A 2,602-nucleotide genomic window follows, 5' to 3' on the forward strand; every position below is an offset into this window, starting at 1 on the left:
CGGCCGCCCGGTTGGTCAATTCCGTTCGCCTCGCGACCCGTTCCGCACCCGAACCTGGCTGCGGACGGTCCACGAACACTCACGATACGTGCCGGAGGCAACCCGCAAAGAGGGGATTCCAGATCTCAGGCTTCAAACACATGACCGTTTACCGCACAGCGCTTCATGACTTCGGTTCGAAGGTGCGAGCGAGCGTGTGCCATGTGTCCTTACGCAGCCCAGTGCCCCAGTTCGCGGCTTTCGCGGTGTACATCAACGCATATCCGAGATGGTCGTTCACGACGAATCCGCGGTCGATCGTCCGGTACTTCGTCCCGCTCTCCACATAGGTGAACTCCCAGTCGGCCGCGTTCCAGCCCCGGTAGCCCACCTTCTCTATTCGGATCTTGGTGTACTGCGAGCGGCGCATGTCCCGTTCCTGGTTCTTCCAGTCCGCCACCGGGTCGCTCTTGGGCGTGCTGGTCCAGGCGATGAGCAGCTTCTGCCCGTCGGGCCCGGTGAACCGGTCGCCCGAGCTGCTGGTCTGGAACTTCCACCCCTCGGGCAGCCCGATCGAGTACCCCTGGTTGCCCGTGTACGTCGAGGCCACCGCACCGTCGTCGGCGGAGCCCCCCGAACCGGAGGACCCTTGCGAACTCCCGCCGCTCTCCTCCGTACTCGGCGTGTTCGCGGCCCCCGCGCCCGTCTCCGGGGAAGCGGACCCGGTGGAGGACCCGTCGGTCCCGGTGCCCCCGCTCTTGTCGTCCTTGGTGTCGGCACTGGAGCTCGCGCTCGCCGTCACCTTGGCGCCGCCGCCCTTCGCCCCGTCGCTGCCGTCGTCCCCGCCGATCGTGAGGGCCAGCACGGTACCGATGACCGCCAGCGCCACGACCAGCGCGATGATCACCAGCGTCCGCCGCGGCACCACGTCGGTCAGCGGCGCCCTGGGCACCGGCCTCGGCGCCAGGTCCGGCGGCGGCGTCATCACGGGCCATCCCGAACTCCGCCCGCCGGAGGCCGCGTCGGCCTGCCGCGTCTTCCCGTCCCGGACCCCGGCCGCCCCCCTCGAGGCCGATGTCGGAGCAGACGTCGAAGCAGACGTCGAAGCTGGCGTCGAAGCCGATGCGGAGGCCGCCCCCGACGCGGAAGACGCCGGGGAAGCGGGAGAGGCCGAAGCAGCCGGGGCGACCGGAACCGCCGGGGAGGCCGGAGCCTTGGAGGGAGCCGGAGCCGCCGAAGCAGCCCCGGAAGCCTGGGCGGGCACCTTGCCGCCACGCGAACCCGCGCCACCCGAACCCGCGTCACCCGAACCCGCCGTACCGCTCCCGGACTTGGTGAGGGACACGGCCGCGGACGTCGCCGCCGCCCCGGCGGCCTTGCGCACGGAACGCAGCGCCCCGCGCAGCCGCTCCCCGCCCGCACGCTCCTGCGGCTGCGCCGGCAACGGCACCACCCGGGTCGCGTCGGCCGCCGGCTCCGGCTCGGCCTGCTTCGGCTCGGGCCCGTGGATCACCGCGGTGAGCATGGCCCGCGCGCGAACGTCGTCGAGCCGCTGGGCGGGGTCCTTGGTGAGCAGGCCGTAGATGACGTCCCTGAGCGGACCGGCGTTCTTCGGCTCCTCCAGCGGCTCGGTCATCACCGCCGTGAGCGTCGCGATCGCGGACCCCTTGTCGTACGGCGGGGCGCCCTCGACCGCCGCGTACAGCAGCCCGCCGAGCGACCACATGTCGGCCGCGGGCCCCGGCTTGTGCCCACGGGCCCGCTCCGGGGAGATGTAGGAGGGGGCGCCGACGAGCATGCCGGTGGAGGTGATGGACGGGTCGCCCTCGACCTGGGCGATGCCGAAGTCGGTGAGCACGACCCGGCCGTCCTCGGAGATCAGCACGTTGGACGGCTTCACGTCCCGGTGCAGGATGCCCTCGCGGTGCGCGGACCTGAGCACGTCGAGGATCGCGAGGCCCACCTCCGCCGCGCGCTTGGGCTCCAGCAGCCCGTCCTCCCGGATGGCCTCGGCGAGGGACTTGCCCTCGACGAGCTCCATCACGATCCACGGCCGGTCGTCCTCGTCGACCACGTCGTACACGGTCACCGCGCTGGTGTTGCGGATCCGCGCGATCGCCTTGGCCTCACGCAGCGTGCGCGTGATCAGCCGGCGCTTCTCGTCCTCGTCGATGCTGGACGGGAACCGAAGCTCCTTGACGGCCACCGTCCTGCCCAGGGTCTCGTCCTCGGCGCGCCACACCGTGCCCATGCCTCCGCGGCCGAGCACTCCTCCCAGCCGGTACCGCCCGGCGAGGAGACGCTCGCTCTCGTCCTGCCGGGATGCTCCCGCCCGCTCCGCGTCCGACATGCGTCCCCTCATGAACCCGCCCTGACAGAGCCTCCATTGTCCCTCACCCGACAAGTGCCCGACGCCCAGGGGTGCCGGGTCGATTTGTGGGGCGGATGCGGGTCGGTGGGGGCCGGTCGCGCAGTTCCCCGCGGTGCCGCTGCGCTCGGCTTGAGCGGGGCGCCCATGGGGGTACCGGGTCAGGTTGTGAGGCGGGTGCGGGTGCATCGTGGCTGGCCGCGCAGTTCCCCGCGGTGCCGCTGCGCTCGGCTTGAGCGGGGCGCCCATGGGGGA

At 71.9% G+C, this 2,602-nt stretch carries 1 protein-coding gene; it reads right to left on the reverse strand.

Features of this window, described 5'->3' with window-relative positions; genetic code table 11:
- Window positions 1–163: 163 nt before the first annotated feature.
- A complete protein-coding gene (locus ACFVYN_RS29465; RefSeq protein ID WP_390003751.1) occupies window positions 164–2,329 on the reverse strand; it encodes a serine/threonine-protein kinase in 2,166 nt (721 codons plus the stop codon).
- Between the last annotated feature and the right edge of the window lie 273 nt (window positions 2,330–2,602).

The organism is Streptomyces sp. NPDC058307, assembly GCF_042880295.1.
GTDB lineage: Bacteria > Actinomycetota > Actinomycetes > Streptomycetales > Streptomycetaceae > Streptomyces.